27 protein-coding genes are annotated in these 25,948 nt (G+C 68.6%); 20 read left to right on the top strand and 7 right to left on the bottom strand.

Annotated elements, in window-relative coordinates; genetic code table 11:
- The first annotated feature begins 3 nt into the window (after positions 1-3).
- Together J2852_RS26325 and J2852_RS26320 are read left to right on the top strand one after the other, a co-directional pair.
- Positions 4-483, top strand: coding sequence for a HyaD/HybD family hydrogenase maturation endopeptidase (locus tag J2852_RS26325; RefSeq protein ID WP_209881417.1), 480 nt, complete (start codon positions 4-6; stop codon positions 481-483).
- Between the two features lie 143 nt (positions 484-626).
- Positions 627-2,300, top strand: a complete 1,674-nt coding sequence (locus J2852_RS26320; protein ID WP_209881415.1) for a methyl-accepting chemotaxis protein — start codon at positions 627-629, stop codon at positions 2,298-2,300.
- 54 nt (positions 2,301-2,354) lie between these two features.
- On the opposite strand, the gene J2852_RS26315 is transcribed toward J2852_RS26320, so the two are convergent.
- Together J2852_RS26315 and J2852_RS26310 are read right to left on the bottom strand one after the other, a co-directional pair.
- Positions 2,355-3,362 carry an MBL fold metallo-hydrolase gene (locus J2852_RS26315; protein ID WP_209881412.1) on the bottom strand — a complete coding sequence of 336 codons (1,008 nt, stop codon included), beginning with the start codon at positions 3,360-3,362 and terminating at the stop codon, positions 2,355-2,357.
- A 192-nt stretch (positions 3,363-3,554) separates the two neighbouring features.
- Positions 3,555-4,157, bottom strand: coding sequence for a HupE/UreJ family protein (locus J2852_RS26310; protein WP_209881411.1), 603 nt, complete (start codon positions 4,155-4,157; stop codon positions 3,555-3,557).
- Between the two features lie 207 nt (positions 4,158-4,364).
- Here J2852_RS26310 and J2852_RS26305 point away from each other — a divergent pair, with 207 nt between their 5' ends.
- The 11 genes from J2852_RS26305 (at position 4,365) to J2852_RS26255 (ending at position 14,630) form a co-directional block, all read left to right on the top strand.
- Positions 4,365-4,640 carry a HypC/HybG/HupF family hydrogenase formation chaperone gene (locus J2852_RS26305; RefSeq protein WP_209881408.1) on the top strand — a complete coding sequence of 92 codons (276 nt, stop codon included), beginning with the start codon at positions 4,365-4,367 and terminating at the stop codon, positions 4,638-4,640.
- A complete protein-coding gene (gene hybE / locus J2852_RS26300; RefSeq protein ID WP_209881406.1) occupies positions 4,637-5,320 on the top strand; it encodes a [NiFe]-hydrogenase assembly chaperone HybE in 684 nt (227 codons plus the stop codon). The genes J2852_RS26305 and hybE overlap by 4 nt, the downstream gene beginning before the upstream one ends.
- On the top strand, positions 5,317-6,489 hold the full coding sequence (locus J2852_RS26295; protein ID WP_209881404.1) for a nickel-dependent hydrogenase large subunit: 1,173 nt from the start codon (positions 5,317-5,319) through the stop codon (positions 6,487-6,489). Before hybE ends, J2852_RS26295 begins: the two co-directional genes overlap by 4 nt.
- Entirely contained in the window at positions 6,482-6,823 is a 342-nt protein-coding gene (hypA, locus tag J2852_RS26290) for a hydrogenase maturation nickel metallochaperone HypA (protein WP_209881402.1), read from the top strand. Before J2852_RS26295 ends, hypA begins: the two co-directional genes overlap by 8 nt.
- Complete coding sequence (gene hypB, locus J2852_RS26285) at positions 6,823-7,854, top strand: hydrogenase nickel incorporation protein HypB (RefSeq protein ID WP_209881400.1); 1,032 nt, start codon at positions 6,823-6,825, stop codon at positions 7,852-7,854. The genes hypA and hypB overlap by 1 nt, the downstream gene beginning before the upstream one ends.
- Positions 7,851-8,459 carry a LysE family translocator gene (locus tag J2852_RS31745; RefSeq protein ID WP_209881398.1) on the top strand — a complete coding sequence of 203 codons (609 nt, stop codon included), beginning with the start codon at positions 7,851-7,853 and terminating at the stop codon, positions 8,457-8,459. Before hypB ends, J2852_RS31745 begins: the two co-directional genes overlap by 4 nt.
- The gene (gene hypF / locus J2852_RS26275; protein ID WP_209881396.1) at positions 8,456-10,678 is read left to right on the top strand and encodes a carbamoyltransferase HypF; all 2,223 of its coding nucleotides are present in this window, start codon (positions 8,456-8,458) and stop codon (positions 10,676-10,678) included. Before J2852_RS31745 ends, hypF begins: the two co-directional genes overlap by 4 nt.
- 14 nt (positions 10,679-10,692) lie before the next feature.
- A complete protein-coding gene (locus tag J2852_RS26270; protein WP_209881395.1) occupies positions 10,693-10,935 on the top strand; it encodes a HypC/HybG/HupF family hydrogenase formation chaperone in 243 nt (80 codons plus the stop codon).
- Positions 10,936-10,951: 16 nt separating this feature from the next.
- On the top strand, positions 10,952-11,998 hold the full coding sequence (gene hypE / locus J2852_RS26265; RefSeq protein ID WP_209881393.1) for a hydrogenase expression/formation protein HypE: 1,047 nt from the start codon (positions 10,952-10,954) through the stop codon (positions 11,996-11,998).
- A gap of 152 nt (positions 11,999-12,150) precedes the next feature.
- Positions 12,151-12,873, top strand: a complete 723-nt coding sequence (locus J2852_RS26260) for a sugar transferase (protein ID WP_209881391.1) — start codon at positions 12,151-12,153, stop codon at positions 12,871-12,873.
- 329 nt (positions 12,874-13,202) lie between these two features.
- Positions 13,203-14,630, top strand: a complete 1,428-nt coding sequence (locus J2852_RS26255) for a S41 family peptidase (protein WP_209881389.1) — start codon at positions 13,203-13,205, stop codon at positions 14,628-14,630.
- 109 nt (positions 14,631-14,739) lie between these two features.
- On the opposite strand, the gene J2852_RS26250 is transcribed toward J2852_RS26255, so the two are convergent.
- Both J2852_RS26250 and J2852_RS26245 read right to left on the bottom strand, forming a co-directional pair.
- Positions 14,740-15,327 (bottom strand): cold-shock protein, encoded by a 588-nt coding sequence (locus J2852_RS26250; protein ID WP_209881387.1) that lies wholly within the window; start codon positions 15,325-15,327, stop codon positions 14,740-14,742.
- Positions 15,328-15,529: 202 nt separating this feature from the next.
- Positions 15,530-16,015, bottom strand: coding sequence for a YchJ family protein (locus J2852_RS26245; protein ID WP_209881385.1), 486 nt, complete (start codon positions 16,013-16,015; stop codon positions 15,530-15,532).
- Positions 16,016-16,171: 156 nt separating this feature from the next.
- On the opposite strand from J2852_RS26245, the gene J2852_RS26240 reads away from it, so the two are divergent.
- The 4 genes from J2852_RS26240 (at position 16,172) to J2852_RS26225 (ending at position 19,547) form a co-directional block, all read left to right on the top strand.
- The gene (locus J2852_RS26240) at positions 16,172-16,906 is read left to right on the top strand and encodes a cyclic nucleotide-binding domain-containing protein (RefSeq protein ID WP_209881384.1); all 735 of its coding nucleotides are present in this window, start codon (positions 16,172-16,174) and stop codon (positions 16,904-16,906) included.
- 156 nt (positions 16,907-17,062) lie between these two features.
- The gene (locus J2852_RS26235) at positions 17,063-17,728 is read left to right on the top strand and encodes a ribonuclease HII (protein ID WP_209881382.1); all 666 of its coding nucleotides are present in this window, start codon (positions 17,063-17,065) and stop codon (positions 17,726-17,728) included.
- Between the two features lie 91 nt (positions 17,729-17,819).
- Positions 17,820-18,902 carry a site-specific DNA-methyltransferase gene (locus J2852_RS26230; protein WP_209881380.1) on the top strand — a complete coding sequence of 361 codons (1,083 nt, stop codon included), beginning with the start codon at positions 17,820-17,822 and terminating at the stop codon, positions 18,900-18,902.
- A 261-nt stretch (positions 18,903-19,163) separates the two neighbouring features.
- On the top strand, positions 19,164-19,547 hold the full coding sequence (locus J2852_RS26225; protein ID WP_209881378.1) for a dihydroneopterin aldolase: 384 nt from the start codon (positions 19,164-19,166) through the stop codon (positions 19,545-19,547).
- Positions 19,548-19,561: 14 nt separating this feature from the next.
- Here the strand turns inward: J2852_RS26225 and J2852_RS26220 are convergent, their stop codons facing one another.
- The 3 genes from J2852_RS26220 to mutY form a co-directional block, all read right to left on the bottom strand.
- Positions 19,562-21,958, bottom strand: coding sequence for a sensor histidine kinase (locus J2852_RS26220; protein WP_209881377.1), 2,397 nt, complete (start codon positions 21,956-21,958; stop codon positions 19,562-19,564).
- A gap of 173 nt (positions 21,959-22,131) precedes the next feature.
- Positions 22,132-22,902 carry a DUF1194 domain-containing protein gene (locus J2852_RS26215; RefSeq protein ID WP_246499995.1) on the bottom strand — a complete coding sequence of 257 codons (771 nt, stop codon included), beginning with the start codon at positions 22,900-22,902 and terminating at the stop codon, positions 22,132-22,134.
- A 3-nt stretch (positions 22,903-22,905) separates the two neighbouring features.
- Positions 22,906-23,964, bottom strand: coding sequence for an A/G-specific adenine glycosylase (mutY, locus tag J2852_RS26210; protein ID WP_209881375.1), 1,059 nt, complete (start codon positions 23,962-23,964; stop codon positions 22,906-22,908).
- A 138-nt stretch (positions 23,965-24,102) separates the two neighbouring features.
- Between mutY and J2852_RS26205 the strand changes: the two genes are divergently transcribed.
- The 3 genes from J2852_RS26205 (at position 24,103) to J2852_RS26195 (ending at position 25,934) form a co-directional block, all read left to right on the top strand.
- The gene (locus J2852_RS26205) at positions 24,103-24,588 is read left to right on the top strand and encodes a VOC family protein (RefSeq protein WP_209881373.1); all 486 of its coding nucleotides are present in this window, start codon (positions 24,103-24,105) and stop codon (positions 24,586-24,588) included.
- Between the two features lie 12 nt (positions 24,589-24,600).
- Entirely contained in the window at positions 24,601-25,077 is a 477-nt protein-coding gene (locus J2852_RS26200) for a DUF721 domain-containing protein (protein WP_209881371.1), read from the top strand.
- Between the two features lie 80 nt (positions 25,078-25,157).
- A complete protein-coding gene (locus tag J2852_RS26195) occupies positions 25,158-25,934 on the top strand; it encodes a DsbA family protein (RefSeq protein ID WP_343206825.1) in 777 nt (258 codons plus the stop codon).
- The last annotated feature ends 14 nt before the right edge of the window (positions 25,935-25,948 follow it).

Raw genomic sequence — 25,948 nt, 5'->3', positions numbered from 1 at the left:
CCCATGTCCATCCTCGTCCTCGGTCTCGGCAACATCCTTCTGATGGACGAAGGCGTCGGCGTGCGCGCCATGGAGGCGTTCGACGCGCAATGGGCGGTGCCGGAGCATGTCAGCGTCATCGACGGCGGCACCTGCGGCATGGACATGCTGGACATCATCGCCAGCCACGATCACCTGATTGCCATCGACGCTGTGAAGACCGGCGCCGACCCGGCCACGCTGGTGGTGCTGCGCGGGGACGAGGTGCCGGCCTATTTCAAGGGCAAGCTGTCGCCGCACCAGCTCGGCCTGTCGGACCTGCTGGCCTCGCTGAAGTTGCAGGAGGAAGGGCCGCAGACGGTGACGGTGATCGGCTGCGTGCCGCTGGCGCTGGGCACCGGCCTGATGCTGTCGCCGGAGATCGAGGCGAAGGTTCCAGAGATGGTGGACCTGATCGTCACCGAACTGCGCCGTCACGGCGTGGAGCCGATCCAAAAAGCCTGATAGGCAGGGGCGACGCACGCGGGACGCGAAGACGCACCTCCATCCGGTTGCAGTGCGCACACACGCTCTGATACCCTACTGCCTTCAGGGTTTTTAGCCGCACCACTCAGCAACCACGAGCAACATCGGGCAGGAACCATCGCATGGCCAGTCTCTTCAGCCGGCTGTCCTTCAACCAGAAGCTGGTCGCGCTCAACATCGTCGGAACGATCGTCAGCTGCGCCGCCATCGTGTTCGCTGCGCTGTACTTCGTCACCGACGACCTGAAGCGCCAGGAAATCGCGCGGCAAAGCATGAACATGCGCGTCGCCCTCGAAATGCTGAACCCGACGAAGGCTCCGTACAAGCTGGTGGACGGCAAGCTGGTGCTGGGCGACAAGGTGCTGGAAGGCAGCTTCGATCATGTGGACCGCATCAGCGACGCGCTGGGCGTGGTCGTCACCCTGCTGCGCGAGAACATCCGGGTCGCCACAACGCTGAAAAAGGCGGACGGCAGCCGCCCGGTCGGCTCCGACATCGACAGGGACCTTTACCAGCGGGTGATGCGCGGCGAGAGCTTCCTCGGCGAATATCCAGTGCTCGGCGTCCCGTACTTGGTCTCCTACACGCCGCTGAAGGACGCCGGCGGCAAGGTCGTGGGCGCGCTGGCCGTCGGCATCCCCAAGGGCGAGTTCTACGCGATCATCGACCAGTTGGGCTGGCGCATCGGCGCCGTGTCGCTGCTGATCGGCGCGACGCTGTGCCTGCTGACCTATCTTTACGTCAAGGGGCAGATGCGCGCTCTGCACCGGCTGTCGGACGTGATGGCCGCGATCCAGCGCAAGGACTTCTCCATCGCCGTTGAGGACACCGACCGCAGCGACGAGATCGGCGACATGGCCCGCGCCGTCGCCGGCTTCAAGGACAGCCTGACGGCCGCCGAGGAACTGGCCCGCCGCCAGCACGAGGCGGAGGCCGAGCAGTCGCGCCGCCGCAATGAGATCGACCGGGCGACGCAGAGCTTCGCCGGCAAGATCGACGTGGTGGTGCGCTCCGTCACCGAATCCGCCCAGCGCATGCGCGGCAACGCCGAACGCCTGTCGCAGAGCGCCGAGAACACCCAGGCGGCGGTGTCCACCGTCTCCACCTCCTCCCAGCAGGCGTCGAGCAACGTAGAGACGGTCGCGGCGGCCGCCGAGGAACTGACCGCCTCCATCGGCGAGATCAGCCGCCATGTGGGCGAGGCGACCCAGGTCGCCGACCGTGCCGTGGGCGAGGCGCAGTCCACCAACGCCACGGTGCAGGGCCTTGCCGACGCCGCCAACCGCATCGGCGAGGTGGTGGAACTCATCAACTCCATCGCCGCCCAGACCAACCTGCTGGCGCTGAACGCAACCATCGAGGCGGCGCGCGCGGGCGAGGCCGGCAAGGGCTTCGCCGTGGTGGCGCAAGAGGTGAAGAACCTCGCCAACCAGACCGCCAAGGCCACCGAGGACATCCAGAGCCAGGTGGCGGGCATCCAGGGCGAGACCCACAAGGCGGTGGACGCCATCTCCACCATCGTGGAGACCATCCGGCGCATCAGCGACATCACCGGCACGGTCGCCGTGGCAGTGGACCAGCAGGGCGCCGCCACCCGCGAGATCGCCCGCAACGTGCAGGAGGCGTCGTCGGGCACCCACGCGGTGACCGCCAGCATCGACGATGTGTCCCGTCAGGCCAGCGAAACCGGCGCCAACGCCGAGGAACTGCTGACCGCCGCTCAGGCGTTGCTGGGCGAGTCCCAGAACCTGTCCAGCGAGGTGTCCAGCTTCCTGTCCATCGTCCGGCGGGGATAAGGCTCCACAACCGCTCCCCCGCCGTTCGCGGGAGAGCGGGTGAACGTCCGCCGCTTACCGGTCCGTGCGGATCGGGCCGTATTCCACCGGCACCCAGGCGTAGCCGTTGCCCTCGGTGCGGACGTGGCCGATGCCGGGGAACGGCAGGTGCGCGCCGGCGACCCACAGCTTCTGCGCCGCCGCGTCGGCGAAAACCTTCTTTCGGGTGGCGATCGCCTGCGTCTGATCCACGTCGAACTCCATGGCGATCTCGGGCCGGGCGAACTGGACCGAGTGGCTGTGGACGAGGTCACCCCACACCAGGATGCTCTGGTCCTTGGAGGTGAACAGATAGCCGGAATGGCCCGGCGTGTGGCCGGGCTCCGCCACCACCGTCACGCCGGGCAGCAGCGTCTCGCCCTCCGCGTAGGGCTTCAACTTGCCCGTCGCCACATAGGGGGCGACCGCATTGCGCGCCATCTTGAAGAAGGCCTGTGCGTCCGCCGGGGCCTTGGCCGCGATCTCCTCGCTCAGCCAGAAATCGGCGTCGGCCTTCGCCACGCGGACCTCGGCGTTGGGGAAGGCAATTTTGCCGTCCGGCGTCAGCAGACCGTTGGCGTGGTCGGGGTGCAGGTGCGTCAGCAACACCGCGTCCACCTGCGCTGGGTCGTAGCCGGCGGCGCGGATGTTGTCCACGATGAAGCCCAGGTTGGGGCCGAAGGCCTTGGCCGTACCGGCATCGACCAGCACCAGATTCTGCCCGGTGTGGACGAGGTAGGCGTTGACTGCCGTCTGCACGCCCGGCGTGTTGTCGAGGAACATGCGGGCGAGCAGGCTTTGCACGTCCTCGGCGCTGGCACCCTTCAGCAGCTTGCGATCGAGATCGACAAAGCCGTCGTACAGCGCGGTGACCTCGAAGTCACCCAGCGCCATGCGGTAGAAGCCCGGCGCCTGCGTCTTCATCTGGGCCGGCGGGGCGGCCTCGGCCGGGGCCGTGACGAGCGCCGCCGGAACGGCCAGCGCCAGAGCGACCAGGGGGGCGACCAGAGCGCCCCGCAGGGCGGCAGCGGTGGACTGTCTCATGAACTCACTCTCTCCCCAAGGATTAGGCGACCGCAAGCATGGCCGCCGCCGCGCCGTTCGAAAAGAGAGTGCGCAGGAAATCTCCAAACCTGTGGTTTTGCTCAGGAATTCCAAATATCCTCGGCAAAGAAAAAGGCCCGGCGGGTGGTCCCGCCGGGCCTTTTCAACCGAATCGGCCTTGCGGCCAGCTCCTCAGCCGAACGCGATCAGCGCCGCGCCGGAAAGGCCGACCAGGGCGCCGACGCCGCGCAGGGCCAGCGCGCCGGCGCGGCCCTCGACGAAGCGCCGGAGCGACAGCGCGGCACCGATGCCGGCGGCGTGCAGCAGCGCCGTGGCCAGCGCGAAACCCAGGCCGTAGAGCGCCGGCTGGGCGGCTTCCGGCATCTCCGCGCCGTGGGCATAGCCGTGGAAGACGGCGAACAGGGCGACGACGCCGGCCGAGGCCAGCAGCGGCAGACGCGACTGGAGGGCGATCAACCCGCCCAGCACGACCACCGACAGGACGATGCCCAGTTCGACCTGCGGCAGCGCCACGCCGGCCATGCCGAGCAGGCCGCCGCCGATCATCGCGGCGACGAATGCCGCCGGCAGAGCCCACAGGGCGGCACCGCTCCGCTGCGCGGCCCACAGGCCGACGGCGACCATCGCCAGCAGGTGATCCCAACCGCCGACCGGATGCATGAAGCCGTGAACGAACCCGGCGTCGTGGGCGCCGAAGGTGTGGGCGAGCGCCGCGTTGGGCAGAGCGGCCATGGCCGCAGCCGCGAGAGCCGACGCGAGAGCGAAACGTTTCATCCGGTGCATTCCCCTGCTGTTCTTAGAACGGCGCGCGACCGACCCCACCCCACCGCGCGCAAAGCGTCTTCCATCCTACCAGAATGACCACGGTTGGAAATGGGTCAGCCTGCGGAAACCGTCCGTAGGCTGCATGTTTGACGCACATCAATGTGCGCAGGACCACCCCGGCCAAGATGCCGCCGATCAGAGGTTAGGAATGGGCGCATGTGTCTCGGCATTCCGATGCAGGTCCTTGAGACCGACGGCTTCACGGCGCTGTGCACCGGCCGGGGCGAGGAGCGGCGCATCAACGTCATGCTGATCGAGGAGGTACCGCCCGGCGGCTGGGTGCTGGTGCATCTGGACAACGCCGTCCGCGCGCTGGACGAGGAGGAGGTGGAGCCGATCAACAACGCGCTCGACGCCATCCTGCTGGCCGCGAAGGGGGAGAACGTCGATCACCTGTTCGCCGACCTGATGGCGCCCAAGGAGTCGACTTGAGCACGGCGGGTTTCGAGGGCGACGCGCGGCTGGCCTGTGGTGGCTGCGGCGCGGTCTACGACCCGGCGGCCGGCGATCCGGCGCGCGAGGTGCCGCCCGGCACGCCCTTCGGCCGGCTGCCCGATTACTGGTGCTGCCCCGGCTGCGACGGCCCGCAGCATGGATTTGCCCTGCCCGGATCAGACGCAACCGACCTCCTGGTGACGCGGGTGAACGCGCTGATCGCCGCCTACCGCCTGATTGCCGAGCGCGACATGGCCGACGTGCCCATCTGCAACGCCGCCCTGTCGGTGGAGGCGGTGGGCTTTCGCCCGCATGCGCCCGGCTGGTTCGGTTGCGTGATCGCGCCCTGGTTCCTCAACGCCGTGCTGATCCCGCGCGATCCGGCGGAATGGGCAGGCTTGCGCGACGGCGACAAGACGGACATCGCGCTGCCGTCCGGTGCCTACCGCGCCACCGCCGCGCGGGTGGGGGCTCTGGGCACGCTGGCGGTGATCCCGCTGGTGTCGGCGATGAACGTGTTCACCAGCCAAGAGGACGCCCGTGCGGCGGCGGGGCTGGCACTGGACCAGTTGATGCGCGCGCCGGAACCCGAAGGGCCGGCCCTTGAGAAGACGGAGCCTAAGGAAGCTAAACCCGCCCTATCCCGCCGGTCGCTGTTCCGGGGTGGGCGCGGATGACCACAGCCGGCGGCTTGGAAGGTTCAATTTCAGTGCGCCTGTCGGTGGCTGACGGGCAGGTACGCGCCGCCGACGTGCGAGTCCGTCGCCCCAACGCCGCCCGCGCCCTCGTCGGCCGCATGCCGGACGAGGCGGTGCGGCTGGTGCCCCTGCTGTTCAGCCTGTGCGGCACCGCGCAGGCGCTGGCCGCCACCGAGGCTTTGGAAGAGGCGTTGGGCATCAACGCCGCCCCGCACGCCGCCGCCCGCGCGTTGCTGGTCCTGGCCGAGACGACGGAAAGCCACGCGTGGCAAGCCCTGATCGAATGGCCGAAGCGGCTGGGCAAGGAACCGCAGCCACGGGCGCTTGCGGTCTTGCGCGCCGCGACGGCGGGGATTCCCAAGGCGCTCTACCCGGCGCGCGACGGGCTGCGTCCCGGCGGCGGTGTCCTGCGGCCGGACCGGGACGCGCTGGAACGAGCGGCCATACGGGTGCGGGACCAAGTGGAGCAGGTCGTCTTCGGGGGGGCGGTGCCGACCGGCGTGGAGGCTCTGTCCGCATGGGCCGCTGTGGAGGCAACGCCCGCCGCCCGGCTGATGCGCCGTGCGCTGGAGCCGGGGTTCGCCGGGTTTGGCGCCTGCGGCGTGGCCGCTCTGGCGCCCCACCCCGCCCGCTGGTTCGGCGAACGGCTGGCCGCGGCGCCTGGTTTTTCCGACAGGCCCGACCAGAATGGCGCCCCGGCGCACACCGGGCCGCTGGCGCGGCACACCGCGCACCCGCTGGTCGCGGCACTGTTGAATCGTCATGGCTCTGGCATTGCTGCCCATGTCGCGGCCAGACTGGTGGAACTGGCCGAACTGCCAGCGCGGATGGCGGCTCTGGTCGCTTCGCTCACGCCGGCCGATCCGGTTAGCGGTTCCGGCGGAACGGGGCTGGGAAGCGGAGCCGTGGACACGGCGCGCGGACGGCTGGCCCATTGGGTGCGCCTGGAGGCGGGCCGCATCACCGATTACCGCATGGTGGCGCCCACCGAATGGAACTTCGCCGCCGATGGGCCGCTCGCCCGCGGGCTGACCGGGGCGACGGCGGACGATGGCCTGCGGGAGCGCGCCGGGTTGCTGATGACCGCGCTCGACCCGTGCGTCGCCTGCACCATCGCCATCGAACAGGAGGACCCCGCCCATGCATGAGTTGGCGCTGAGCCAGGGGATCATCGACGTGATCCGCGAACAGGCGGCGGTCCAGGGATTCACGCGGGTGAAAACCGTTCGTCTGGTCATCGGAACCCTTTCCCACGTCGAACCTGAAGCGATAGAGTTCGGCTTTGACGCGGTCAGCCGAGGCACCATCGCGGAAGGAGCGACGCTCGCCATCGAGCGCCCGCCCGGCGAGGCGTTCTGCCTGTCCTGTGAAAAGCCGGTCCCGCTCGCCGAGCGGTTCGATCCCTGCCCGGACTGTGGCGGGCATCAGCTGGTGGTGACCGGCGGGGAAGAGTTGCGGGTCAAGGAACTGGAGGTCGAGTGATGTGCACGGTCTGCGGCTGCGCCGAGGGCGAAGCGAAAATCGAAGGCGGGCATGAGCACGAGCATGTCGGCCCCGACGGCAAGGTCTATCGCCACACCCACGGGCACCATCAGAATCGCGGACACCACCATGAAGCCCATGGTCATCATGATCACGGGCATGAGCATGGCCACGATCATCACCACGATGGCCATCACCACGACCATGATCATGGGCACGAACACGAGCATGTCGGACCGGACGGCAAGGTTTTTCTCCACAGCCACGACCATCACCACCATGCCCACGATGACCACGATCACGGCACCGTCGATCTGAGCCGGGGACCGGCCGGCACCGAGGTTCCAGGGATGAGCCAGACGCGGCTGGTCGCCATCGAGCAGGACATCCTCGCCAAGAACGACAGCTTCGCGGCGGTGAACCGGCAGCTGTTCGCGGCCAAGGGCGTGTTCGTGCTGAACCTGATGTCCAGCCCCGGTTCGGGAAAGACCACCCTGCTCACCCGCACGCTGACCGATCTGAAGGGCCGCTTCCCCGTCGCGGTGATCGAGGGCGACCAGCAGACCTCCTTCGACGCCGACCGCATCCGAGCCACCGGCACGCCGGCCATCCAGGTCAACACCGGCAAGGGCTGCCATCTCGATGCCCAGATGGTGACCCAGGCGGTCGGCCGCCTTCCGGTCGCCGACGAGAGCGTGCTGTTCATCGAGAATGTCGGCAACCTCGTCTGCCCGGCCGGCTTCGACCTGGGCGAGGCGCACAAGGTCGTCGTGCTGTCGGTCACCGAGGGTGAGGACAAGCCGCTGAAGTACCCCGCCATGTTCGCCTCGGCCGACCTGCTGATCGTCAACAAGGTGGACCTGCTGCCGCACCTGACCTTCGACGTCGCGCGCATGATCGACTACGCCCGCCGCCTGAAGCCCTCGCTGGAAGTGATCGAGCTGTCGGCCACCGGCGGCCAGGGTCTGGACCGCTGGTACGCCTGGATCGAGGCGGGTCTGGCAAAAGCCAAGGGGGCGCGGAAAGGATGAGTGCCGGCGACCTCCTCCTGATGGCCGGCGCCTGCCTGTATTTCATGGCGAGCCCCGGCCCCGGCATCTTCGCCGTGGTCGCCCGCTCGCTCGCCATGGGGTGCCGGCGCAACCTGGGCTTCATCGGCGGGATGGTCGTGGGCGACCTCGTGCTGCTGGCGCTGGCCATCGGCGGGCTGGCCGCCGTGGCTCAGGCGTTCGAGGGGCTGTTCACCGTGCTGCGCTTCGCCGCCGCCGGCTATCTGATCTGGCTGGGCATCCGCACATGGCGGGCGCCGGTGACCGTCGCCGAGGTGCCGCCGGTCGAGGGCGCGCAACTGCGCGGCTTCGCCAGCGGTCTGGCGATGACCCTGTCGAACCCCAAGACGATCCTGTTCTACATGGCCTTCCTACCGGCCTTCGTGGACCTGACCAGGGTCACCGCCACGGACGCCGCCCTGATGGCCGGCATCATCGTGGTCGTGTTGAGCTGCGTGCTGCTGGCCTACTCGCTGGCCGCCGCGCGCGCCCGCCATCTGTTCCGCAGCGCGAAAGCGTTGAAGGCCCTGAACCAGGGCGCCGGCACTCTGATGATCGGCGCAGGCGTGGCGGTCGCCGCGCGGTGAAGCGCCTTCGCGTCCGGGTCCGTGGTCAGGTGCAAGGGGTCGGCTTCCGGCCCTTCGCCTATGGACTGGCGCACCGCCTGGGCCTGACCGGCTGGGTGCTGAACGACGGCGAGGGCGTGCTGGCCGAGGTTCAGGGCGGCGATCTGCCTCTCTTTCTGAAAGCGCTGAAGGCGGAGGCCCCGCCGCTCGCCCGCATCGACGCGGTGGAGGCGACGGGCATCGCGGCCATCCCCGGTGAGGCGGGTTTCGCGATCCGCGCTTCGGAGGGCGGAGCGGTGACGACCGGAGTCGGGCCGGACGCCGCCGTGTGCCCGGGCTGCCTCGCCGAGCTGTTCGATCCGCGCGACCGCCGCTATCGCTACCCGTTCCTGAACTGCACCCATTGCGGCCCGCGCTTCACCATCACGCGGCGGCTGCCCTACGACCGGCCGCAGACCTCCATGGCGGGCTTTCCGATGTGCCCGGACTGCGCCGCCGAGTATGGCGATCCGGCGAACCGGCGCTTCCACGCACAGCCGATTGCCTGTCCGGCCTGCGGGCCGCGCCTGTCCCATCCCATCGAGGATGTGCTGGCGGCGCTGAAGGCCGGGAAGATCGTCGCGATCAAGGGGCTGGGGGGCTTCCACCTCGCCTGCAACGCCTTCGATGCGGAGGCGGTGGCCCGATTGCGGGTGCGGAAGCAGCGCAACGGCAAGCCCTTCGCGCTGATGGTGGCGAACGCGGCCTCGGCCGAGCGGTTCGCGGAGGTGAGCGCGGCGGAGCGGGCGTTGCTGGAAGGGGCTGCCCGGCCGATCGTGCTGCTGCGTCGGCGTTCTGGCTGTAACCTTCCCCACGACATTGCCCCGGATCTCGCGTGGCTCGGGGTCATGCTGCCCTACACGCCGATTCATCACCTGCTGTTCCACGAGGCCGCCGGACGGCCGGAGGGGACCGCGTGGCTGAAGGAACCCCAGAACCTTGCCCTGGTGATGACCTCGGCCAACCCCGGCGGAGAGCCGCTCGCCATCGGCAACGAGGAGGCGCACCAACGTCTGGTGGGCATCGCCGATTTGATCGTGGACCATGACCGCGACATCCTCGTGCGGGCGGACGACAGCGTTATGCGGGTGGTGGCGGGTGCTCCGGCCTTCCTGCGGCGCGGGCGCGGGCATGTGCCGGTGCCGATCCGACTGCCGCGTGCGGTGCCGCCGGTTCTGGCGGTCGGCGGGCATCTCAAGACGACCGTGTGCCTGACGCGGGGCGACGAGGCCTTTCTCAGCCAGCACATCGGCGATCTCGACAACGCCGCGACGCTGGATTTCCTCGAGGAGACCGTCGCCCATCTGCGCCACATCCTAGAGGTGACACCGGCCGCCGCCGCCCACGACCTCCACCCGGATTTCCAGAGCAGCCGCTTCGCCGAATCCCTGGGCATCCCCACCATCCCCGTGCAGCACCACCACGCCCACGTCGCCACCGTTCTGGCGGAGCATGGCGTGGAGGGGCCGGCGCTCGGGCTGGCGCTGGACGGGTTCGGGCTGGGGGCGGACGGCGGGTCCTGGGGCGGTGAGATGCTGCTGGTGGACGGCGTGTGCTTCGAGCGGATCGGGCACCTCGCCCCGCTGGCGCAGCCCGGTGGCGACGTAGCGGCGCGGCAGCCCTGGCGGATGGGCGCGGCGGCGCTCGCCCGCATGGGCCAGGCGGACGAGATCGTGGAGCGCTTCAAGGGATGCGGCCCGGCGGACGGCGTGCGCCAGCTGATCGAGAGCGGGTTCAACGCGCCGCCGACCAGTTCCTGCGGACGCTGGTTCGACGCCGCCTGCGGCCTGCTGGGCGTGCGCGCCGTGGCCGGGTTCGAGGGCGAAGCGCCGATGGTGCTGGAATCGCTGGTGCGGACGCCGACGGTTCTCAAGGACGGCTGGCGCATCGACGGCGGCGTTCTGGACCTCACGCCGCTCCTGGAAAGTTTGTTGCAGATCAATGCGCAGGAGGGCGCCGACCGGTTCCATGGCACCCTGGCCGCCGCGCTGGTGGACTGGGCGACGCCCGCTCTGTCCGCCCGGCGGCTCGACCGGATCGCGCTGTCGGGCGGCTGCCTGATGAACGCGGTGCTGGCCGAAGGCTTGACGGAGGGCTTCGCGCGGCGCGGAATCACCGCTCTGCTGCCCCGCCAAGCACCGGCCAACGACGGCGGCCTCAGCCTGGGTCAGGCCTGGGTCGCCGCACAGACGCTGTTGTAGAAGGACGTCACCCCATGTGCCTCGCCGTTCCCGCCCGCGTCGTCGAACTGCTGGACGAAGACCGCGCCACGGTCAGCCTGGGCGGGGTGAAGGTCGCCTGCTCCCTGGCCCTGGTCGAGGGGGTGGAGGTCGGCGACTACGTCATCGTCCACGTCGGCTACGCGCTGTCCAAGCTCGACCCCGAGGAGGCGGAACGCACGCTGGCCCTGCTGGCCGAGGCCGGCACCATTCCCTCCGCCGCCGACGCCGCCGTCTGAATTCGGAAAGACCGTCATGACCGACCGCCGCCTGTTCACCCGCAAGCTCGACCTCGCGCATGGGGCCGTGGACATGAGCCACGGGTCGGGCGGTAAGGCCATGGCCCAGCTGGTGCGGGAGCTGTTCGCGGCGGCCTTCGCCAACCCGCTGCTCGACCAAGGCAACGATCAGGCGGCCTTCGACGTGCCGGCCGGGCGCATGGTGATGACGACCGACGGCTTCGTCGTCTCGCCGCTGTTCTTCCCCGGCGGGGACATCGGATCGCTGGCCGTGCACGGCACGGTGAACGACGTGGCCATGGCGGGCGCGAAGCCGCTGTACCTCACCGCCGGCTTCATCCTGGAGGAAGGCTTCCCGCTGGCCGACCTGAAGCGGCTGGTGGACAGCATGGCCGCCGCCGCGCGCGAGGCCGACGTGTCCATCATCACCGGCGACACCAAGGTGGTGGAGCGCGGCAAGGGCGACGGCGTGTTCATCACCACCACCGGCATCGGCGTGGTGCCGCCGGGCGTGGCGCCGTCCGGCGAGCGCGCACGGCCCGGCGATGCGATCCTGGTCAGCGGCACCATGGGCGACCATGGCGTCGCGATCATGTCCACCCGCGAGAACCTGCGGTTCGAGACGGACATCCGGTCGGACAGCGCCGCCCTGCACGGCCTCGTCGCCGGGATGGTGGAGGCGGTGCCGGACGTGCATGTGCTGCGCGACCCGACGCGCGGCGGGCTCGCCACCACGCTGAACGAGATCGCCCACCAGTCCAGCGTCGGCATGATGCTGCGCGAGGCCGACATCCCCGTCCGCCCCGAGGTTGCCGCCGCCTGCGAGCTTTTGGGGCTCGACCCGCTCTACGTCGCCAACGAGGGCAAGCTGATCGCCATCTGCGCCGCCGAGGACGCCGGCCGCCTGCTGGCCACTATGCGCGCCCACCCGCTGGGGGCGGAGGCCGCCGTCGTCGGGACGGTGGTGGAGGACGCCCACCGCTTCGTGCAGATGGAGACGCGCTTCGGCGGCAAGCGGATCGTGGACTGGCTGTCGGGCGAGCAGCTTCCCCGGATTTGCTGATCCCGGCGAAAGGGGTTGCCCCCTTCCCGTTTCAAGACGGCCTGCGGGCGTACCGCGACCGACCCGCCGGATGCCAAGCCTTTCAGCGGACCTTGAGCGCAGCCCTGCGCGTTGCCTCCCCCGGATGAAGCGCAAGCTTGCATGAGGGACCAATGGCAATTCCGCAGTCCATCCAGCTGGGTGCGGCCCCGCTCGCCCCCGTCTCCCTGGCCGGCACGGCGTCGGCGGCGGAACTGGTTGCCCGGCTGCCCTTCGCCGAACCGCTGTACGGCAACCGGGTGAAGCGGGTGTTCGACGTGGTGGGGGCACTGGGCCTGCTGGTGCTGTTCGGGCCGCTGATGCTGGTGGTGGCTTTGCTGATCACGTTCGATGGTGGCCCGGCGGTGTTCGGGCACCGGCGCATCGGGGCGGACGGGCGCGGCTTCACCTGCTGGAAGTTCCGCTCCATGGTCGTCAACGCGCAGGAGGCGTTCGACTCCTTTCTGGCGAACAATCCGGAGGCGCGCGCCGAATGGGAGGCGACGCGCAAGCTGCGCAACGATCCCCGCGTGACCTGGATCGGCCACATCCTACGCCGGACCAGCTTGGACGAGCTGCCGCAGCTGTTCAACGTCCTGACCGGGGAAATGAGCTTGGTCGGTCCCCGCCCCATCGTGGAAGAGGAGGTCTGCCGCTATCACGCCTGCTTCGCCTTCTACACCCGCTGCCGGCCGGGCCTGACCGGGCTGTGGCAGGTCAGCGGCCGCAACGACGTGGACTATGTGCGGCGGGTGCAAATGGACACCGCCTATGTCCTGGGGTGGAGCCTTTGGGGCGACATCCACATCCTGTTGCGCACGGCGGGCGTGATGGTCAGTGGCAAGGGTGCCTATTAAGGTTAAATTTCTCGGACCATGCCCCTCCCCGTCCGGGATTGAACGGCGCGGCTTCGCACACCCTATGTTAGACGAACGCCCTGCTCCGGAGCGGACTGGGGCGGAGGGGACTTGAGCGGGGCGGGGTTGCCGGGGGCGGACTTTGAGATTGCTTGACCGACGTGCTAGGTTTGTTTTAGGCGGAACGTCCGAATGTCGGAAGGCTATTCCGGCCTGCCCGAAGGTACGTACACACCGCCCGTAAACTTCCGGCAGGCGAAACCCCTGGTATAGTAGGTTCGATGGATTTGAATGTGCCGGCCGGACCGGCCTGTGGAGAGGGGCGCAGGATGGCGAAACTGCTCATGGCGCTGTTGCTGCTGATGGCGGCGATGGGGCCGGCATGCGCGGTGGCGCCGACGTCACGCGCCGAAACCAGCGCCGCGCTGGAGCGCTATCGGCAGGAGTTCGCGAAGGTCAAAGGCACCGCGACGGTTCCGTCCACCTCGGACCGCAACTACATCCTGTTCGCCGACGTGATGCGCCGCGTGCTGGCCGAACATGTCAAACCGTCGCCGCCGCAGGTGCTGGTCGAAAAGGCGGTCGCCGGCCTTCAGAAGAAAAAGAAGGACGAGCCCGGCGCCAACGACCGTGCGCTGACCGAAGCGGCGCTGGACGCCATGCTCAGCTCGCTCGATCCTTATTCAAGTTTCCTCGATTCCGAGCATTTCCGCTACATGCGCGAGCAGACGCAGGGCGAGTTCGGCGGCCTGGGCATCGAGGTGACGATGGACGACGACAGCGGGCTGATCCGCGTCGTTTCCCCCATCGACGGGTCGCCCGCCGCCCGCGCCGGCCTGCGCACCGGCGACCTGATCACCAAGATCGACGAGCTTCAGGTGAAGGGCCTGAACCTGCGCGACGCGGTCGCCCGCATGCGCGGGCCGGTCGGCACCTCGGTCGCCCTGACCATGCGGCGCACCGCCAACGACTCGCCGTTCCGCGTCTCCCTGACCCGCGCGGTGGTGAAGATCCAGCCGGTGCGCTACCGGTTGGAGGGCGACGTGGCCTACATCCGCATCGCCGCCTTCAACCAGCAGACCGCCCATTCGCTGGACGAGGCGGTGGAGGACATGCGCCGGCAGTCGAACGGCAAGCTGGCCGGCGCCGTGGTCGATCTGCGCAACAATCCCGGCGGCCTGCTCGACCAGGCGGTCAACGTCGCCGACCGCTTCCTGGAAGGGGTGGACATCGTGTCGGTGCGCGGCCGCGACCCGGACGAGAACCGCCGCTACACCGGCACGCCGGGCGACCTGCTGGCCGGGCTGCCGGTGGTCGTGCTGGTCAACAGCGGCTCGGCCTCGGCGTCGGAGATCGTGGCGGGCGCGTTGCAGGACCACAGCCGCGCGCTGCTGTTCGGCACGCGCAGCTATGGCAAGGGGTCGGTCCAAACCATCTCGTCCCTGACCGGGGACATCGGCATCCGCCTGACCACGGCGCGCTATTTCCGCCCGTCGGGCGCCCTGGTGGACTGTTTCGGCATCTCGCCGAACCTGGAGATCAAGCCGACCAACGGCAACACCGAGGAAACCCACCCCGACCCGGCCACCTGCGACCCCAACGCTCCGCCGCCGCCGCCCGCGCGCGCCTGGAAAATGGAGGAGCTGTGCCCGGACGTGGCGGCTACCGAACCCAAGCCGGACGCCGACCGCCCCATGGAATGCGCCGTCGCCGCCATCCGCACCCGCCTGATGGGCACCCTGATCGGCCGCCCGTAAGCAGCCCCGGCCGTAAACAACCTTTGCCCCTCCCCCTGGGGAGAGGAGAATAAAAAAGCCCTCCGCCCAAACTGGGCGGAGGGCTTTTTCTTAAGCGGTACGCGTGCGATCAGACCACTTCGATGCGCTGCGCTTCCGGACCCTTGGCGCCCTGGCGGATGGTCACCCGCACCTGCTCGCCGTCGGCCAGCGCGCTCACGCCCGAACGCTCCAGAGCGCGGATGTGGACGAAGATGTCCTTGCCGCCGGTGGACGGGGCGATGAAGCCGAAGCCCTTGGAGGTGTTGAACCACTTCACGGTGCCGTCCACGGTCTCCTCGGCGCCGCTGTCGTAGCCGCCGTAGCCGCCACCGCCATAGCCGCCGCCGTTGTCCCAGCCGCCGGAGTCACGGTCGCGCGGGGCGCGGGCCGGACGGCTCGGGCTGGCGGTCGAGGTGTCGACGTCGTGGATGGTGGCGACCTGCGGGCCCTTCGGGCCGCGCGACAGGTCGCAGGTGATGGTCGCACCCTCGGGAAGGCTGTCGTGTCCGCAGAACTGCAGAACAGTGGAGTGCAGGAAGGCATCCGGCGAACCATCCTCGGGCGTGACGAAGCCGAAGCCCTTGGTGCCGTTGAACCACTTGACGGTGGCGCGGATGTTGCGCTGGGTGATCTCGGGAGCGCGGAAGCTGTTGTTGCGCTGCGGACGGTCGAACATACGTGGTCTCATCTGTCGTGATACGCCGCGCCCCCTCAACCGAGACGCGGAACCTCGAAGATGATCCGTTCCGCCGCGCTTTTCAATTGAGAACGCAGGGGAGGACCAGAAAGACCGGACAAAGTCCTCCCCACGGCCGGCTCCGGGGTTCTGAGCGACCAAAAATGTCTCAATCAGAGCGCGAATCGGGGAGACTCGGACGTCAGGCCGCCGCCCCGTGGCACTTCTTGAACTTCTTGCCGCTGCCGCAGGGGCACGGGTCGTTGCGGCCGACCTTCGGGCCGCTGCGCGGGCGGGCGCCCAGCGTGCCGTCCACATAGTACCAGCGGCCGTCGCGCTTGGCGAAGCGGCTGGTCTCGTGGTGCTTCTGCGGCTTGCCGTTCATCATGAAGTTGGCGACGAACTCGACCACGCCTTCCTCGTCCTGCTCGTCGCCGGCCTCGGTGGAGCGGACCTCAAGACCGGTCCAGACGCTGTTCTTGGCCCAGGCCTCGATCTCCTTGCGGTCGAAGTCCTCGCGCGTTTCCGGCAGCAGGGTCTCCTGGAGGTAGTCGATCTTGCCGGTCGCGAAGGCCGAATAGCGCGAGCGCATCAGCGCTTCGGCGGTCGGCGGGGTCGCGGTGCCGTCGAGATAGGGGCCGCAGCAGGCGTCCAGGGCCTTGCCGGAACGGCAGGGGCAGTCGGTCATGGGTCAGGCCTTTCCTCTTGAGGGCGCCATGCATAGCGCAGCCGTTTCGCTTCGCCAAGATCCCGTCACAAGATCCACCATGCGGCAGCGCCCGTACTTGAGCTAAGCTGTCGACATCGAACGAGGGATGGGCCACCTCATGAGCAAAACCGCCAAATGACCAAGATTGGGGCCGAGGTGCGGAATCGCCGCTTTCCCGCCGGCACCGTCCTGATCCGCCAGGGCGAGCCCGGCGACCGCGCGTGGCTGATCGAGGCGGGCGAGTTGGAGGTGCTGCTGGAAGGGCCGGAGGGCATGCGCCGCCTGGGCACGGTCGGGCGCGGCGCCATCGTCGGCGAGATGGCCCTGCTGGACGACGGGCTGCGCAGCGCCACCGTGCGCGCGCTGAACGAGGTCGAGGCGGTCGAGCTGTGCCGCGACACCTTTCGCGCTTTGCTCGGCAAATGCCCGCCGCTGGCCGCCTACCTGCTGGAAAGTCTGATCGCCGCCATCCGCCGCACCTACGGCCTGCCCCAGCCGGAACGGCAGGAGGGCGGGGCCGACATCCGCTCCTCCAACGCCTTCGACAAGGTCGTGGACCGCCGCATGTTCCGCGAGGGCCACACGTTCTTCCGGCAGGGCGACGAGGGCACGGGCGCCTATCTGATCCAGTCGGGTTTGGTCAGCATCCAGAAGTCAGGCGAGGAGATCGCGGTGCTCGGCCCCGGCCGGATCTTCGGCGAACTGGCGCTGCTCGCCCACCGCCCGCGCGCCGCGACGGCGGTCGCGCTGGAGGCCACCGTCTGCGAGATCATCCGCAAGGACAGCTTTACCCAGGCGCTGTCCAGCATGCCGCCGATCCTGCGCTCTCTCACCCGCATCTACATCGAGCAGTTGGCGGGGCAGAAGTGATTTTTGACACAGATGGACACAGATAAACACAGATGGATTGCGCCAACGCCCCCGCCATTCGCGAACACGCCCGGTGCGCATTGATTCATCTTTATTAATCTGTGTTTATCTGTGTCCATCTGTGTCAAACAAACCCCACTCTTCTCCGCGAATGCTATGACGACGACCAAGACCACGCGCCCCAAGGCTGCCCGCTCGCATCCCGACCTGTCCTTTGAAACCACGCTCGGTCAGGGGCGGCGGGTGTGCGGCATTGACGAGGTCGGGCGCGGGCCGCTGGCCGGGCCGGTGGTCGCCGCCGCCGTGGTGCTGCCGCCGGAGGGCCTGCCCCAGGCGCTCGCCCGCGCCATCAACGACAGCAAGGCGCTGAGCCGCGCTGCTCGCGAGGATCTGGAACCGGAAATCCGTGCCCACGCGCTGGCCTTCGCGCTGGCCGAGGCGACGGCGGCGGAAATCGACCATTTCAACATCCACAAGGCGACCCTGCTCGCCATGAAGCGCGCCTACGAGGCGCTGACCGGGGAACCGCCGGCCGTCGCGCTGATCGACGGCAAGTTCACGCCGGACCTGCCCTGCCTGGCCGAGGCCATCGTCAAGGGCGACGGCAAGAGCCAGTCCATCGCCGCCGCCTCGATCATCGCCAAGGTGGCGCGCGACCGCGAGATGTGCCGGCTGGCTGAACTGCACCCTCATTACGGATGGGACCGCAACGCCGGCTATCCCACCCCGGAACATCTGGAGGCACTGCGCCGCCACGGAGTCACCGACCACCACCGAGTCAGTTTTGCACCAGTCCGCGAGCAAAAGGCGCTAAGCAACTGAGGCGCCTGATTCCCGCGATAGAAACCAGTTGACGGCGACTCGGGACCGAATCATTGTCCCAGCGAGTGAGTCGCTGCTGTTGGTTGCGTCAATGCTCCCCCTGAACAAAATTCTCGTGGGCGATTGTATCGCCCTCATGAATGAATTGCCGCCTGAATCGGTGGATCTCGTCTTTGCGGATCCGCCCTATAACCTCCAACTTGGGGGCGAGCTCTTGCGTCCGAACCACACCCGCGTGGATGGTGTGGAAGAGGACTGGGACAAGTTCGATGATTTCGAGACCTACGACCGCTTCACGCGCGACTGGCTCGCCGCCGCGCGCCGCATCCTGAAGCCGGAAGGCTCGCTCTGGGTCATCGGCAGCTATCACAACATCTTCCGCGTCGGCGCGACGTTGCAGAATCTGGGCTTCTGGATTTTGAACGACATCGTCTGGCGCAAGACGAACCCGATGCCGAACTTCCGCGGCACGCGCTTCGCCAACGCGCACGAGACGATGATCTGGGCGTCCCGCGACAAGGACGCGCGTTATCGCTTCAACTACGACGCCATGAAGGCGCTGAACGACGATCTGCAGATGCGCAGCGACTGGCTGCTGCCGATCTGCAGCGGCGGCGAACGCCTGCGCGACGAGGAGGGCCGCAAGACCCATCCGACGCAGAAGCCGGAAGCCCTGCTCTACCGCGTCATCCTGTCCTCCTCCCGGCCGGGCGACACGGTGCTGGACCCGTTCTTCGGCACCGGCACCACGGGCGCCGTCGCCAAGCGACTGGGCCGCAACTGGATCGGGCTGGAGCGCGACGACACCTATGTGAAGGCCGCCCAGGCCCGCATCGACGCAGTCGAGGAGGCGCCGGATCCCAGCGTGCTCGACACGCCCCCGAAGCGCTCGGCCCCCCGCATCCCGTTCGGCTGGGTAGTGGAGCGCGGGCTGCTGCGCCCCGGCACCTCGCTGTTCGACCAGCGCCGCCGGTGCATCGCCCGTGTCCGCGCGGACGGCACGCTGATCGGCTCCAACGCGCGGGGCGATCATCGCGGCTCCATCCATCAGGTGGGTGCCGCCATGGCCGGCCTGCCGGCCTGCAACGGCTGGACCTTTTGGCACTACGAGGAGGGCGACGACCTGCGCCCCATCGACGTGCTGCGCGAACGCATTCGCGCCGAGGCCAACTAAAGCGAATTTGCATCCGCTTTAGATTCATATGGCCTCATTCGCCGGCTCTCAGCGGATGCCATTGGCATCCGCCTGCCGCCAGCGGGAACTGCGTTCCCGCGAGAGGCCAGGCTTCGGCCGCACGTGCGGCCGGGACCGCCGTCGCGGTCCAAAGCGGATCGATATCCGCTTTAAGCCCAACAAAATCGGCATCGGTGCCCACCAATTATCGCCGCCGCGACGCCTTGGCACGGTCGCGGCGGCGTGCTAGGCGTGTGCGCCATGAACAAGCTCTTCGCCACCGTCACCGCTCCGCTGCCCCGCTCGACCCCGGCGGCGGTGTCCACCCGTTGCTTTGTGCGCGATCTGGTCATGGACGCGCTCGTCGGCGTCTACGCCCACGAGCGGATCAAGCCGCAGCGCATCCGGCTGAACCTGGATCTGGAGACCATCGCCCCCGGCATCACCGGCGAGGACATGGCCGCCGTGGTGAAGGGTCTGGTCAACCAGGGCCACGTCACCCTGATCGAGACGCTGGCCGAGCGCATCGCCGAGCGCTGCCTTGCCGACGCGCGCATCGCGTCGGTGAAGGTGCGCGTGGAAAAGCTGGACGTGTTTCCCGACGCCGCCAGCGTCGGCGTGGAGGTCGAGCGCGCGCGGAGCTGACGCTCCCCTCGCCCTTACGCCACCAACTCTTCCTGCGGAGCCTTGACCCGCCCGGCGACGGCAGCGGGCTGCGCCATGCCAGCGGCGGTCAGCGGCAGGCGGATGGTAAAGCGGCAGCCCTGGCCGGGGTGTGATTGCACGGAAATGCGCCCGCCCAGCGTGCCCACCACGATGTTATGGACGATGTGCAGGCCGAGCCCGCTGCCGCCCTCCGTCCGTCGCGTGGTGAAGAAGGGTTCGAAGATCCGTTCCAGGTTTTCCGGCGGGATGCCCTTGCCGTTGTCGGTGAAGTTGAGGAGGACGGCGGACGGCCCCTCCCGGTGCACCGCGATGACGATGGTGCCGGGAACGTCCGGCTCGAACGCGTGCAGCAGCGCATTGATGACGAGGTTCGAGACCACCTGCGACAGGGCGCCCGGATAGCTGTCCATGGTGACGCCGTCTGGACAGTCGAGCAGCACGCGGTGCGGCGTGCGCTTCACCTGCGGGGCGAGGCTGCCCAACACGCCGTCCAGATAGTCGCGCAAGTCGAACGGCCGGCGCGCCTCCGACGTCTGGTCCACGGCGACCTGCTTGAAGCTCTGCACCAGCGAGCAGGCACGCTCCAGGTTGGACAGGATCATGCCAGCGGCTTCCTCGATCCGCTCGATGAACTCCTCCAGGTCGCGGCGGCGCACGCCTCCATCGGCGGCGATGCGCTTGAAGCCGCGCGTCTGTTCGGCAAGGTAGGAGGCGGCGGTCACGCCGATGCCCAGGGGCGTGTTGATCTCGTGCGCCACGCCGGCCACCAGCGCGCCCAACGAAGCCAGCTTTTCCGCCTGGACGAGGCTTTTCTGCGTGCGTTGCAGGTCGATCAGGGTGCGTTCGGCCTGCTCCTTCGCGGCGACCAGCGCATTCTCCGCGTATTTGCGGGTGGAAATGTCGTGCAGCGCCAGGAACATCGAGGGTTCACCCCCGTAATCCATCGCCATCGCCGAGATGACGCCCCAGAAAGGCCGGCCCTCCGCAGTTTTCAGCCGCGTTTCGAAATCGGTCAGCCGGCCCCGGCGGAAGATGTCCTGGGCGAAGGCGACCCAGTCGATGGTTTCTTCCAGAAAGTCCGGTATCGCGCACCCCAGCGCGTGGGTGGACGGAAGCTCCAGCAGATCGACGGTCGGGGTGTTGGCGAACAGAACGCGCCCATCGGTGCGCCGGGCGATGACGATGGGAAAGGGCGAACTTTGCAGGATGGTGTTGAGCCGCCCCTCGCTGGCCCGCAACGCCTCGGTCTGCGCCTGCTGGGCGACCAGCGCCTCGGCGAAGCGCTCGACCGCGCGGTCGATGCGATCGAACTCCTCCAGCGAAGCGGGGGGCAGCGCCACCGGGCGCGGGGCCTGCTGCAACGCGTGCAGCGTCCGGCTGACCCGCAGCACCGGCCGCACCACATGCCGGCGCAGCAGCAGCGTCACGCCGCCCAGCAGCAGAATGGTCGCCGCGATACCGACGATGCTGATCCACAGGCCGCGCCGCCCGTCGGCGACGATCCGCTCCACCATGTCCAGCGTGGTGGCCGAGGCGTCGCCGGATAGGCTGTCGGCCAGCTGCTTCAACTGCTGGTAAGCGATGTCGCTGTCCTGGCGCATCTGCGCCTGCACGGCGATCCGGCCGCGATGCAGATCGGTCAACGTCCGCGCGGCGGCAAAGCGGTCCAGCACAGCCAGCAGCCGGCCCTGCTGTTCGCTGGCCGTGCCGGAGATGCCGCCGATGAGGGCGCGCTGGTTGCGCAGCAGGGTCAGGATATCGTGGTCCACGACCGTCAGCGCCTCGGCCGTGTCGGTCGCCATCGCCTGCCCGTAGAGACGGCGCAGGTGGTAGAGATTGCTGAGGAAGGCGTAGTCCTGCACCGCCCGGTCCGGTTCGGCCAGCAGCGAGGTACCGAGCGCCAGCGCGTCGTCCACCCCCGCCAGGGTCTCGCGGATGCTGGCCGACAGGGCGTCGATCAGGTCGGCGCGGTGGTTGCTCCGCCGCACCGCGTTCAGCGCGCGGTCGAGCTTTTCCAGAACGGAAACGTCCACCACCTGGGCGAACTGGCTGGCCAGCGCCTCCGCCTCGTCCAGCGATGCCGCGCGTCGGGCGCGGTCGCGGCTGTTCAGGATGACCTCGGCCAAGCGGCTCAATTGTGCGGCGGTCATGGCGTTCTGCTGCTGGGCGCCGATGCGCGGCACCGTGACGTCACGCGCCTGTTCCGCGATGCCGACGATGCCGAGGAAGGCGGCGCCCACCACGCCGGTCAGGGTGGCGAGGACCAGCGCCACCGCGCCGACCAGCGCCACCGCCGCCGCCTGCAAGCGCGGCTTGCCACCGGCGGAGGCTTCGGCCCGGCCGGCGTCGTCCTCGACTGTTCCCGGCCCGGCCGGTTCCCGATCCCGCATGCCCCGACCCCAGACGCTCGCGCGGGCAACACGCCGGATCCTTGAATCGCATACCCGAGGATGCTTCCGGCACAATGATTTTCGCGCTTAGGTAATTTACCGTCAGCCGGGCGATGCCTCCAGATGAATTTATCGCAAACACCAGCGGCTTAGCACCGCAGGTCATAGACGCATCAAAGATTAGCTGCCGTGATAATCTTGGCCGGAACGCCAAGACCGGCGATCTCCTGAATCAGCTTTTGCCGCAAAGCTTCAACGAAGCTGTCGCGATCCATGGCCGTCTTGACAAAGCAATTGGGGCCGCCGACGATGTTTTCTTGATAATATTCTTCCAGCCACGAAAACTCGTCGAGAATGGCGAGCGCGTTGATTGTGATGCCCTTCCGTTCGGCACGGTCCCGCGCGCCGGCCGGGTCGGCGCCGCTGTTGTTGAAGCCGTTCGACACGATGTCGATCACCTTGCGCGGCGCGTTGATCCCGTTGTTCTCGAACAGCTTGGCGGAGTCGTCGATGGCGCTGCCCAGCGCGGTGGAGTCCGCCTGGATGCCGCGCGGTGCGGATTCGATCTTGTGAGCGAAGGCCTTAGCGTCCTCGGCGTTGCGCAGAACGGTCCAGGGCACGATCACCCGCAGGCTGTGCGGGCCGGAAAAAACCACCAGCGTGGCGGCGATGCCGCCGGCCGAGATGGACTCGCCCAGTTGCGGGTCGTTGAAGGCGGCAGCGTGGCCCTGCAACTGAAACTCCAAGCCGCCGTCGGTGATAGAGGCGGACCCGTCCACCGCCAGCACGATTTCCAGCGACACCGACCGTTCCGCAGGGGCTACCAGCGGAGCTTTCTTCTTCGGCTCCGCCGTGGCGGGACCCGTCAACGCGATCAGCGCAAGAAACAAGAGGATCGCAGGCCGCAGCATTCCCAACCCTTTGCCATGTCGTTCACGCATCATCCTTCACGCGTGGGCAAGGGCGTGGCGCACCACCTTCATCATGACGGAGGGAAGCGCCTGCCCGCCCAGCCGGTCGACCGGGACCCAGATGCCCTCGGCCCGCCGCCAGCCGTCGCCGGCCTTCGCGGCGACCACTCCAAGTTCGAGGTGAAAATGGCTGAAAGTATGGCGGACCGTGCCGGGCAGCCGGCGCCAGTTCGCCTCCAGCGGAGCGGCGCGGCGCAACGCCGCCTCGTCGGGCGCCATCGCAGTCCAGTCGGTGGAGGGCACCTCGGTCATGCCGCCGAGCAATCCCTCTTCCGCCCGGCGGCGCAGCAGCACAGCGCCCTCGGGGTTCAGAAGCCAGTAGGCGACGCCGCGCCGGGTCGGCTTGTCGGCCTTGGCCACCTTGCGCGGCAGGTCTTCCTGAATGCCGGCGGCGCGGGCGTCGCACCATTCGGCCCAGGGGCACAGCATGCATTTCGGCTTGCGCGGCGTGCAGACGGTGGCGCCGAGGTCCATCATCGCCTGGGCATAATCGCCGGGCCGCTCGTCCGGGGTGATCGTGCCGGCCAGCGCGCGCAGCTTCGGCTTGACGTTGGGCAACGGCTCCTCGACCGCGAAGACGCGGGCGACGACGCGCTCCACGTTGCCGTCCACCACCGTGGCCTTGCGCCCGAAGGCAATGGAGGCGATGGCCGCCGCCGTGTAGGCGCCGATGCCCGGCAGTTCCAGCAGCCGTTCCTCGGCATCCGGGAAGCGCCCGCCCAGCTCGTTCGCCACCACCTGGGCGCATTTGTAAAGGTTGCGCGCCCGCGCGTAGTAGCCGAGCCCCGCCCAGGCGACCAGCAGGTCGTCCAGCGGCGCCGCCGCGAGGTCGTGCACGGTCGGCCAGCGTTCGGTGAAGGCGCGGAAATAGGGTGCCGCCGCCGGGACGGTGGTCTGTTGCAGCATAATCTCCGACAGCCAGACCCGGTAGGGGTCGGCCTCCTCCCCAGGCTTGGCGCGCCAGGGCAGGTCGCGGCGGTTGTGGTCATACCAGGAGAGAAGCCGCTCGGCGGCGTCGTGGGCATCGCGGATCATGGGCGGAAGAGATAGGCGTTTCGCCGCGCTCAAGAAAGTCCCTGGCGAAAGTCCCAGGCGCACGCTGGCGGAGTCCGGCGTGCTTGCGCTACGGTGCGCACGCCGAGCCACAGCGCAACGATTCAGGAGGGTGCCGCCATGACCGGACCAAAGCCGACCTCTCAGCCGCCCGCCCCCTGCCTCGTCGTCGCCGACGGCCCTGCCGCCATCGACTTCTACAAGGCGGCGTTCGGCGCCGAGGAGACCTTCCGGATGATGTCGCCCGACGGACGGCGCGTCCTGCACGCCAATCTGGTCGTCAACGGCGGCCCGGTCATGCTGTCCGATGATTTTCCGGAATACAACGGCGGCCGGTCACGGGATCCCAAGGGGCTGGGCGGCACGCCGGTGACCATCCACCTTCAGGTCGCCGACGCGGACGCGGTCTTCGCCCGCGCGCTGGAGGCCGGCTGCACCGCCGTCATGCCGCTGGCCGACATGTTCTGGGGCGACCGCTACGGCAAGCTTCTGGACCCGTTCGGCCATGAATGGTCGATCGCCACCACCATCGCGACCCCGACCCGTGAAGAGATGGACGCCGCCGTCCAGAGCCTCTTCGGTCAGGGCGGGTGCCAAGGTCAGTAATCGGACCAGCACATGAACGGACCGCGACGCATCGGCCAATCCGTGCAGGGTGTGGCGGGCAAGGCGCTGGGCAAGCGCGGCCTTGCCTTCGGCGCGCTGATCACCGACTGGTCGTCCATCGTCGGGCACCAGCTGAGCCTGCGCACCGCCCCCGACAAGCTGAGCTTCCCGCGCGGCAAGCGCGAGGACGCCACCCTGCACATCCGCGCCATGGGCGCCATCGCGCTGGAACTTCAGCACCTGGAACCGCAGATCATCGAGCGCATCAACAGCTTCTTCGGCTATCGCGCGGTGGCGAAGATCAAGCTGATCCACGCTGCCCCGGCGTCCATGCCGAGGCCGGTGGTGCGCCAGCGCCCGCTGACCATGGACGAGGAACTGTCGGTGATGACCACCACCTCGACCATCGAGGACGACGAGCTGCGCGCCACGCTGGAGCGCTTCGGCCGCTCGCTGCTGGCGCGGCCGAAACCGCAAGCCAAGCGCTGACGGCCGAAGGCCGACCATAGTCTTGCCGCAAAACGGTTGTTCTGATTATAACATCAACATCTGGTAGGGACGAGGGCATCGTGAACCGCAACCTCTTGGGTATTCTGATCGTACTCGGCGTCGGCATGGCGATCATCGTCGGGCTCGCCATCTACGGGTCGCAGCCGCAGACGACCGCCGTCAGCACCCCCGCCGGCGCACCAGCGACCCCGGCCGCGCCGGCTCCGGCTCCGAACACGCCCGCCCAGAGCACGCCCGCCCCCGCGCAGACCGCGACTCCGGCCCCGGCCACCTCGCCCGCCCCGGCTCCCGCCCAAACCGCCGCCGTCACCGACCCGCTGGCCGACCGCGTGCTCGGCAACCCGAACGCGCCGGTGACCATCCTCGACTATTCGTCGATGACCTGCCCGCACTGCGCCGCCTTCCACACCGAGACGCTGCCCAAGATCAAGGAGAAGTACATCGACACCGGCAAGGTGAAGCTGGTGTTCCGCGACTTCCCCTTCGACCAGGCGGCGCTGCGCGCCTCCATGCTGGCCCGCTGCGCGCCGGCCGAGCGCTACTACCCGCTGCTGGACGTGCTGTTCAAGGCTCAAGGACAGTGGAGCCGCGCCGCCGACCCGGCCAAGGCGCTGTCCCAGTACGGCAAGCTCGCCGGCATGAGCCAGGAGACCATTGACGCCTGCATGGCCAACCAAGCGCTGGCCGACGGCATCCTGAACATCCGCATGACGGGCCAGAACCAGCACCGCATCGAATCGACGCCGACCTTCATCCTCAACGACGGCGCCGCGACCATCAACGGCAACCAGCCGTTCGAGGTGTTCGCCCAGGCGATCGACAAGCTGGTCAAGTAATCAGGATACACCCC

The organism is Azospirillum soli (genome assembly GCF_017876165.1).
Lineage (GTDB): Bacteria > Pseudomonadota > Alphaproteobacteria > Azospirillales > Azospirillaceae > Azospirillum > Azospirillum soli.
This window is presented reverse-complemented; position numbering and strand designations above follow the sequence as displayed.

What these genes read in the sequence shown, in the direction of transcription:
- J2852_RS26325 (WP_209881417.1), top strand. Translation starts at nt 4, where the DNA reads ATGTCCATCCTCGTCCTCGGTCTCGGCAACATCCTTCTGATGGACGAA.
- J2852_RS26320 (WP_209881415.1), top strand. Translation starts at nt 627, where the DNA reads ATGGCCAGTCTCTTCAGCCGGCTGTCCTTCAACCAGAAGCTGGTCGCG.
- J2852_RS26315 (WP_209881412.1), bottom strand. Translation starts at nt 3,362, where the DNA reads ATGAGACAGTCCACCGCTGCCGCCCTGCGGGGCGCTCTGGTCGCCCCC.
- J2852_RS26310 (WP_209881411.1), bottom strand. Translation starts at nt 4,157, where the DNA reads ATGAAACGTTTCGCTCTCGCGTCGGCTCTCGCGGCTGCGGCCATGGCC.
- J2852_RS26305 (WP_209881408.1), top strand. Translation starts at nt 4,365, where the DNA reads ATGTGTCTCGGCATTCCGATGCAGGTCCTTGAGACCGACGGCTTCACG.
- J2852_RS26295 (WP_209881404.1), top strand. Translation starts at nt 5,317, where the DNA reads ATGACCACAGCCGGCGGCTTGGAAGGTTCAATTTCAGTGCGCCTGTCG.
- hypA (WP_209881402.1), top strand. Translation starts at nt 6,482, where the DNA reads ATGCATGAGTTGGCGCTGAGCCAGGGGATCATCGACGTGATCCGCGAA.
- hypB (WP_209881400.1), top strand. Translation starts at nt 6,823, where the DNA reads ATGTGCACGGTCTGCGGCTGCGCCGAGGGCGAAGCGAAAATCGAAGGC.
- J2852_RS31745 (WP_209881398.1), top strand. Translation starts at nt 7,851, where the DNA reads ATGAGTGCCGGCGACCTCCTCCTGATGGCCGGCGCCTGCCTGTATTTC.
- J2852_RS26270 (WP_209881395.1), top strand. Translation starts at nt 10,693, where the DNA reads ATGTGCCTCGCCGTTCCCGCCCGCGTCGTCGAACTGCTGGACGAAGAC.
- hypE (WP_209881393.1), top strand. Translation starts at nt 10,952, where the DNA reads ATGACCGACCGCCGCCTGTTCACCCGCAAGCTCGACCTCGCGCATGGG.
- J2852_RS26260 (WP_209881391.1), top strand. Translation starts at nt 12,151, where the DNA reads ATGGCAATTCCGCAGTCCATCCAGCTGGGTGCGGCCCCGCTCGCCCCC.
- J2852_RS26255 (WP_209881389.1), top strand. Translation starts at nt 13,203, where the DNA reads ATGGCGAAACTGCTCATGGCGCTGTTGCTGCTGATGGCGGCGATGGGG.
- J2852_RS26250 (WP_209881387.1), bottom strand. Translation starts at nt 15,327, where the DNA reads ATGTTCGACCGTCCGCAGCGCAACAACAGCTTCCGCGCTCCCGAGATC.
- J2852_RS26245 (WP_209881385.1), bottom strand. Translation starts at nt 16,015, where the DNA reads ATGACCGACTGCCCCTGCCGTTCCGGCAAGGCCCTGGACGCCTGCTGC.
- J2852_RS26240 (WP_209881384.1), top strand. Translation starts at nt 16,172, where the DNA reads ATGACCAAGATTGGGGCCGAGGTGCGGAATCGCCGCTTTCCCGCCGGC.
- J2852_RS26235 (WP_209881382.1), top strand. Translation starts at nt 17,063, where the DNA reads ATGACGACGACCAAGACCACGCGCCCCAAGGCTGCCCGCTCGCATCCC.
- J2852_RS26230 (WP_209881380.1), top strand. Translation starts at nt 17,820, where the DNA reads ATGCTCCCCCTGAACAAAATTCTCGTGGGCGATTGTATCGCCCTCATG.
- J2852_RS26225 (WP_209881378.1), top strand. Translation starts at nt 19,164, where the DNA reads ATGAACAAGCTCTTCGCCACCGTCACCGCTCCGCTGCCCCGCTCGACC.
- J2852_RS26220 (WP_209881377.1), bottom strand. Translation starts at nt 21,958, where the DNA reads ATGCGGGATCGGGAACCGGCCGGGCCGGGAACAGTCGAGGACGACGCC.
- J2852_RS26215 (WP_246499995.1), bottom strand. Translation starts at nt 22,902, where the DNA reads ATGATGCGTGAACGACATGGCAAAGGGTTGGGAATGCTGCGGCCTGCG.
- mutY (WP_209881375.1), bottom strand. Translation starts at nt 23,964, where the DNA reads ATGATCCGCGATGCCCACGACGCCGCCGAGCGGCTTCTCTCCTGGTAT.
- J2852_RS26205 (WP_209881373.1), top strand. Translation starts at nt 24,103, where the DNA reads ATGACCGGACCAAAGCCGACCTCTCAGCCGCCCGCCCCCTGCCTCGTC.
- J2852_RS26200 (WP_209881371.1), top strand. Translation starts at nt 24,601, where the DNA reads ATGAACGGACCGCGACGCATCGGCCAATCCGTGCAGGGTGTGGCGGGC.